Below are 8,341 nucleotides of genomic sequence, written 5' to 3'. Positions count from 1 at the left end.
GAAATGCCACGGCAATTATCGCCTTAACAGCAAGTGTGTTAGAAGAACAGAAAGCCATTATTTTATCAGCAGGATGTGATGATTTTGTCAGAAAACCTTTTCAAGAAGCAACCATTTTTGAAACGATGAAAAAGCATTTAGGAGTGGAATATATTTATGAAGAGGAAACTGAATCTCAAATTGCTACTGAATTACCAAGTTTAACAGTAGAAGATTTGCAGACAATGCCAAGTGAATGGTTAGAAAAAATGTATTATGCTGCTAAAGCTTTAAATGATGATATGATGTTAGAACTAATTGCACAAATTCCCACTGAAAAATGTTTATTAGCTGAAAAGTTAACTACTTTAGTTAATGATTATCAATTTAAGACTATTAGACAATTAATTGAATCTATTTTATGATAACAAAAAAAATTAATTATCAAAATTAATCACCGTTCTTTTATATTTAATTTATCTTGTATAATTATGATTTTTTTTTTCAGGCTATGAAAAATTTACTTCCATTTATAATGGTGAAAACTCTCAGGTTTATCGGGCTATACGACAATCAGATGGACTTTCAGTTATTCTCAAAATCCTCAAGGTAGACTATCCTACCCCAGAACAACTGAGAAGATATAAACAAGAATATAACCTTGCCCATCAGTTAAACTTACCGAGAGTAATCAAAGCTTATGGTTTAGAAAAATGGCAAAAAACTTTAATCATTGTTTTTGAAGATTTTGGGGCAATTTCTCTCAACCATTTGTTAACTCAATATCCCCAAGGAATACCTATAGATTTATTCTTACCTTTATCATTAGAAATAACAGAAGCATTAGCACAACTTCATAGCCAAAATATTATTCATAAAGACATTAATCCGACAAATATCGTTCTCAATCAAGAGACGATGGAACTAAAATTGATTGACTTGGGAATCTCTACTCAACTCAGTCGAGAAAATAATTTCCTACAATCTCCTCATAATCTAGAAGGTACTCTTAGTTATATTTCCCCAGAGCAAACTGGGCGTATGAATAGGGTTTTAGACTATCGCAGTGATTTTTACTCATTGGGGGTAACATTTTATGAATTATTAACGGGTTTCCTCCCTTTTAGCACAAACGATCCCCTTGAGTTAGTTCATTGTCACATTGCTAAAGAAGCAATTTCCTTGTTAGAAGTGAAGAAGGGAGAAATTTCGCCCACTCTTGCTAATATTGTGAGTAAATTAATGGCGAAAAATCCGGAGGAGCGTTATCAGAGTGCTTGGGGATTAAGGACAGATTTAGAAGAATGTTTACAACAATGGCAAAAAACAGGCAAGATTATCGAATTTAACCTTGGGGAAAAGGATATTTGCGATCGCTTTCAAATTCCTCAAAAACTTTATGGTAGAGAAAAAGAGATTTCCAGATTAATAAATGCTTTTGAGCGAGTTGCTAACTCTTCTCAATCCTTGGCAACAAGTCAACTTATTTTGGTGTCAGGGTATTCTGGTATAGGAAAATCAGCTTTAGTCAGATCGCTCTATCAACCAATTACGGAAAAACCGGGTTATTTTATTTGGGGAAAGTTCGATCAATTCCAGAAGAATATTCCCTACTCAGCTCTGGTGAATGCTTTTAGCTATCTAGTAAAGCAACTATTAACTGAATCCCAGACGATGCTTGAGCAATGGCGAGAAAAAATATTAACTGCATTAGGAAATAATGCTCGGGTGGTAATTGATGTGATTCCTGATTTGGAGTTAATTATTGGCACTCAAGCACCTATCCCAAAATTGGATGGAAGTGAAGCACAAAATCGTTTTAATCTAGTCTTTCAAAATTTTATTCAAGCATTTTGTACTTCAGAGCATCCTTTGGTTATTTTTCTAGATGATTTACAGTGGATAGATTTAGCCACTTTAAACCTCTTAGAATCACTACTAATAAAAAGTAAAATCAAGTATTTGTTGTTAATTATTGCCTATCGAGATAATGAAGTAGATGATGCTCACCCCCTAGCTTTAACTCTCAAAAAACTCCAACGTCAGAGTGTTAATGTGGAAAAAATTACTTTAAATCCCTTATCATTAGAACAGGTGATGGAACTAATTGCAGACACCTTGGACAAAGATGGAAACCAAGTTAAAGATTTAGCTAAGTTAATAATTCGCAAAACCCAAGGTAATCCCTTTTTTACTGAGCAATTTATCACAAATCTCTACAAGGAAAACTTACTTACATTCAATCACCATCAAAGAGAATGGCAATGGGATATAGAGCAAATTGAGAGAATGGAATTTACTGATAATGTGGTGGAATTAATGGTGGAAAAGTTAAAGAAGTTACCTACCTCAGTACAGGATATTTTATCCACCGCTGCTTATTTGGGTACGGAGTTTGAGTTGAAAATCCTGTCTTTAATTAAGAATCAAAGTCTAGAAATTATCTTTGACAATCTTCAGTTAGCAATACAACAGGGATTTATTTTAGCAACATCTTCCCTAGACGAAAATCTTTTAATTCATGATTACCAGTTTGGACACGATCGCATTCAACAAGCAGCTTATTCTCTGATTCCAGAAAGTAAAAAACAGACAACCCATTATCACATCGGACAACTATTATTACAACAAATTCCCCCTTCAGCAATAGAAGATGAGATTTTTAAGATAGTCAATCATTTGAATTATGGAACAACTTTAATTACTGAACAAAAAGAAAAAGATGAATTAGCAAGGTTAAATTTAATTGCCTCTCGTAAAGCAAGGGAAGCTACTGCTTATAAAGTAAGTTTAGAATATGTCAAGATCGGATTAGTTTTGCTAGGAGAAAATGCTTGGCAAAATCAATATGAAATGACTCTTAACTTTCATGATTTAGGAGCAGAATTAGCTGCCTTCTGTGGTAACTTTGAAGAGATGGATAAGTTTATTGAGAAAATTATTTCTGAGACACATACTTTACTCGAACAAGTCAATGCCTATCAAATTAGAATTTTTTCCCATCTTGCTCAAAATAAACCTCATCAAGCCATTGCCATTGGCAAACAAATTCTATCACAATTCGATATTAACTTTCCCGATCTACCCCAACCAGAAGATATTCAAAACTCACTAATAGAGGTTAATCAATTAATTGGAGAAAGACAAGTTGAAGAGTTGATTGACTTACCTGTAATGAAAAATCCTGAAAAAATCGCCATTACAAATATTATCAATAGCATCCTACCACCCACTTATCTCACTGGTTCTTCTCTTGTTTTCTTATTGATTACCTTGTCCATCAAGTTATACCTTAAATACGGAAATACATCGACTTCAGGCTTTGGTTATTCTCTGTATAGCGCCATTACCTGTGATATTTTGCAGGATGTGGACACAGGAATAAAGTTTGGTCAGTTGGCACTTCAGGTTGTTGCAAAACTTGCTCCTAAAGTTGGCAAACCCGAAGTATTACAAATTTTAGGAGCATCGATTATACAGCGTAAATGCCATTTAAAAGAAACCCTGCCTCTCTTTCAAGAAGGATATGGAATCGCACTAGAAGTTGGAAAAATAGAAACGTTTGGATATCTCATCCATTCTTTTTATCTCAACTCTTTTTGCTCTGGTAAATCTCTAATAACATTGAATCAGGATATTAATGTACATATTAATCAGTTAGTTCAATTAAATCAATTAATATCAGCAAATTGGTGTCGAATCTATCACCAGTCCATTTTAAATTTGTTAGGAATGGGAGACTATCAGACTACTTTATCAGGACAAGTCTTTCAAGAAACAGAATCTTTGTCACAACAGTTTAGTGCCAGTGATTTCCTCCTAATTTACTTCTATAAATTAATTCTTTGTTACCTGTTTGGAGAAATTGAAGCGTCTCAAAAATTTGCAGTTAAGACGAGGGAATATTTAAGTGTGGGATTAGGAAGAATCATTATACCTGTATTTTATTTCTATGATTCTTTGAGTGCCTTAGCTACTTTGAAACATAATCCAGAGCAAAAAGTAGCTATACTTCAACGGGTGGAAGAAAACCAAATACAACTGCAAGGAAAATGGGCAAAATATGCCCCTATGAATCACCAACATAAGGTTGATTTAGTGGAAGCAGAAAAATGCCTAGTTTTAGGGGAAAAATTAGAAGCTATTGAACTCTATGACAAAGCTATTGCAGGGGCTAAAACTAACGAATATATTCAAGAAGAAGCATTAGCAAATGAACTTGCTGGCAAATTTTACTTTGATTGGGGTAAAGACAAATTTGCTCAAATTTATCTACAAGAAGCTCGTTACTGTTATCTGACTTGGGGTGCAAATGCCAAAGTCCAGCACCTAGATAAGGAATATCCTCAGTTATTGAAATATGAACCAGAAAAACTTTCTTCCTCTATCAAAACTTCCTCAACCAATACTGGTAGCAGTGAAGCTCTAGATCTTACTACGCTTATGAAAGCTTCTACGGCGATCGCCTCTGAGATGAAGCAAGAGAATTTATTACAAACATTGATGAAAATTTTGTTGGAAAATGCAGGTGCACAAATAGGTTGTTTGCTACTCCCCACCAAAACATCTGAGGATAAGCGAAGTCTCTCTATTGCCATTTATAACAATGATAATAGTAAATCTTTTTCACCAAACCAAGCTATTTGTGAATTTTTACCAGAAACCATTATCAATTATGTGGAACGCACCCATGAAATCATAGTTATTGATGATGGGAGTAAATCAGACAAATTTAGTCAAGATATTTATATTCAATCAACTCAACCTCTCTCAATCTTATGTTACCCTCTGCTTAATCAAGGTGAACTTGTCAGTATCGTTTATTTGGAAAATAAAATTACGGCAAATGCTTTTACTGGCGATCGGATTGATTTTTTACAATTACTGAGTGGACAAGCTGCCATTGCTTTGAGTAATGCTCAACTTTATACTCAAGTTCAAGACTATGCCAATAGTTTAGAAGAAAAAGTTGAAGAAAGAACAGAAGAATTATCCATTGCCAAAGAAAAAGCGGAAGTAGCAAACCAAGCCAAAAGCACTTTCATTGCTAATATGAGCCATGAATTACGCACTCCTTTAAATGCCATTTTAGGCTTTTCGCAAATTATGCTCCGTTCTCGGAATTTATCACAAGAACATCAAGAAAATACAACTATTATTAATAACAGTGGTAGCTATTTATTAACCTTGATTAATAACATTTTAGACTTATCTAAAATTGAAGCCGGGAAAATGACTCTCAATCCTAATAGTTTTGACTTTTATTCCTTCTTAAACGAACTTGAAGATTTATTACATATTGCAGCAGAAAATCAAGGTTTAACATTAATCTTTGACCATGAAGATGATGTACCTCAATATATCTATACCGATGAAACTAAACTCCGCCAAGTCTTAATTAATTTAATCAATAATGGAATTAAATTTACATCTGAAGGGGGTGTGAGTGTAACAGTTGCTCCTCAAAAAGAATCCCCCTCTAATCTTCTCTTTGAAAAGGGTGAAAATGAAAAATATCCCCTTAATCCCACCTTAGAAAGGGGTGAAAATAAGGGAAAAATTATTTTTGAAGTCAGAGATACAGGAACAGGAATAGCTGAAGATGAAATGAGTAAATTATTTGAACCATTTGCTCAAACTGAAACAGGTAAAAATAGTCAAGAAGGCACAGGATTAGGATTACCCATTAGTCGTAAATTTGTGCAATTAATGGGAGGAGATATTACTGTTAAAAGTCAAGTAGGAATAGGTACAACTTTTAGATTTGATATTGAAGTAGAAGTTGTCAACAAAACAGATATAGAAACTCAAGAAAAACCACGTCATGTAATTGGCTTACAACCCAATCAAATCCGTTATAAAATCTTAATTGTAGATGACCGCCCGACTAATCGTTTATTATTGATTAAGCTATTACAACCATTAGGATTTGAATTAAAAGAAGCCACAAATGGAAAAGAAGGAATTGAAATCTGGGAAAAATGGCAACCTCATTTAATTTGGATGGATATGAGAATGCCAGTAATGGATGGTTATGAAGCCACTCAACAGATTAAAGGCACAACTAAAGGAAATGCAACAGCAGTTATAGCCTTAACAGCGAGTGTATTAGAAGAACAAAAAGCAATTATTTTATCAGCAGGATGTGATGATTTTGTCAGAAAACCCTTTCGAGAATCAATGATTTTTGAAACGATGCAAAAGCATTTAGGAGTTGAATATATTTATGAAGAAGAAACTCCATCTCAAACTACGACAGAAGTATCTAGTTTAACAGTAGAAGATTTAGAGACAATGCCCACTAAATGGTTGGAACAAGTGTATTATGCCACCAAAGCTTTAGATGATGATATGATGTTAGAATTAATTAAAAAAATACCTGCCGATCAATCTTTATTAGCAGAAAAATTGAGTGTTTTAATTAATGATTATCAATTTAAGACCATTAGACAATTAATTGAATCATTTAGGTGTTGAGAATCAATATATTATCAAAAGTCATAAACAAAAATTGTATTAGTTGATAATCTTAGATTAGATATAATATCATGTTTGGATAATCACTTATAATAAAGTTTTTGTTTGTAGTAGGGCTTCAGCCCTATCTACAGTTCGGGCTGAAGCCCTACTACGAACTGTAATTATAATAACTATTTAACCGTTAGCGTAGCTCCCTCGAAGGGGGCACATAATATAACTTCTTAATTTATTTAATTACAGCGCTTTTCATATGAATAAACCACAATGATACTAACTCCTAATATCATGTCCGGATAATTAGTGATAAAAAAACTTTCTTATTTTTATACTTTCTCTCTGCTCTCTTCCCTCCTGACTCCTGACTCCTCCCTCATTTATTTATAACTATTCCACCGGACATGATATAACTCCTAACTCCTAACTCCTAACTCCTGACTCCTAACAATGAGTTTAGTAGTCTACTCAACTGAAAAGCGCTGTAGGTAACATAACATGAAGAAAATTTGTATTAAACGACTCTTAATCTTGATAATTGTTGGTTTCTGTTTATTTATTTCTGCATCTAAAATTTATGCTCAAAATAATCAGAACTTAAAGCATATCAATAATCCTGTTATTTTAACGGATGAAACTACAAAATATCCTTTAGGATTACATTTAGAAATATTTGAAGATAAAACTAGGGAATTAACTATTGAAGATGTTGTCGATCAAGATTTTATTCCTAGTAATAAAAAACTCCCCAACTTAGGTGTAAAAATATCAGCAATCTGGGTTCGCTTTCGAGTAGAAAATAAAGCAAGTGCGACACAAAAATGGATATTAAGTTTAAATGATACTCGTATAGGCACAGTAGATTTTTATTCTTATCAAACAGATAAAACAGGATTTAAGATAATTAAAACTGGTAGATTTTTACCTTTTAAAACTAGAGAATTTAACCATCGTTTTTTTATATTTAGTTTACCTTTTACTGAAGAGAATGAAAAAACTATTTATCTACGTTTAACTTCAAAAGCAGGTTTAGTTATTCCCTTAAATATTTATTCTTGGGAAACATTTTTACAGGAGGATCAAAATAATATTTTATCTTTGGGAATAGCTTATGGAACTTTTTTAATAATGATTGGTTATAACTTATTTTTATTTATTTCTTTAAAAGACAAAAGTTATCTACATTTTATCTTGTTTATTATAGGTTATTTATGGTTTCGATTATGTCGAGATGGAATAGGACATCAATTCTTGTGGAATGATTTTCCTAACTATCATGAAATTCAATCATTTGCCCTATTATTAATGTTATTTTATTGGATAAAATTCACCCAATCTTTCTTAAAAACTAAACAATATCTTCCTAAAATGGATAGATTTTTATTTATTATATCTTTAGTTCTAGTTACGGTAATTATTATATCAATACCAACAAAATGGAATAATATTAGCGTAATTTTTAATGGTATATTTGTTAGTTCCGTAATATTAACGACTGCTTTGGTGAGATGGAAACAAAGATATAAGCCAAGTAAATATTTTTTATTAGCTATGTTCCCCCCTATTTTAGGAATAATTCTTCGTTGTTTTAGTGCTCTTGGTTTTATACCTCATGGTCTTTATGTAGAAAACCGTTCAAATTTTACTTTTAGTTTATCAGTATTATTATTTTCGTTTGCTTTAGCAGATAGAATTAATCTGATTCAAGATGAAAGAGAAAAAGCACAAAATGAAGCCTTGGAAAATGCTGAACTTAATCAAAAATTAATTCAAGAACAAAATATTATTTTAGAAAAAAAAGTTGTAGCAAGAACAGAACAATTATCGATTGCGAAACAAAAAGCGGAAGTAGCAAACCAAGCAAAAAGCACTTTCATTGCTAATATGA

The 8,341-nt window shown here is 32.5% G+C and carries 2 protein-coding genes and 2 pseudogenes; all 4 read left to right on the top strand.

What is annotated here, in order from left to right:
- Nucleotides 1-404: pseudogene (locus tag ACP6PL_RS10085) on the top strand (hypothetical protein); the annotation flags it as partial.
- Between the two features lie 97 nt (nt 405-501).
- Nucleotides 502-1,239, top strand: a pseudogene (locus ACP6PL_RS10080) (serine/threonine protein kinase); the annotation flags it as partial.
- Entirely contained in the window at nt 1,222-6,456 is a 5,235-nt protein-coding gene (locus tag ACP6PL_RS10075; RefSeq protein ID WP_426545112.1) for an AAA family ATPase, read from the top strand. The pseudogene ACP6PL_RS10080 and the gene ACP6PL_RS10075, both read left to right, overlap by 18 nt.
- A gap of 528 nt (nt 6,457-6,984) precedes the next feature.
- Nucleotides 6,985-8,341, top strand: a 1,357-nt coding sequence (locus tag ACP6PL_RS10070; protein ID WP_426545110.1) for a 7TM diverse intracellular signaling domain-containing protein, incomplete at its 3' end; no start/stop codon positions are given.

The sequence above is a fragment of the Dapis purpurea BLCC-M126 genome, from assembly GCF_050015975.1.
Taxonomy (GTDB): domain Bacteria; phylum Cyanobacteriota; class Cyanobacteriia; order Cyanobacteriales; family Microcoleaceae; genus Trichodesmium.
This window is presented reverse-complemented; position numbering and strand designations above follow the sequence as displayed.

Coding starts and splice junctions, on each gene's coding strand:
- ACP6PL_RS10075 (WP_426545112.1), top strand. CDS start 1,222: ATGGCGAAAAATCCGGAGGAGCGTTATCAGAGTGCTTGGGGATTAAGG.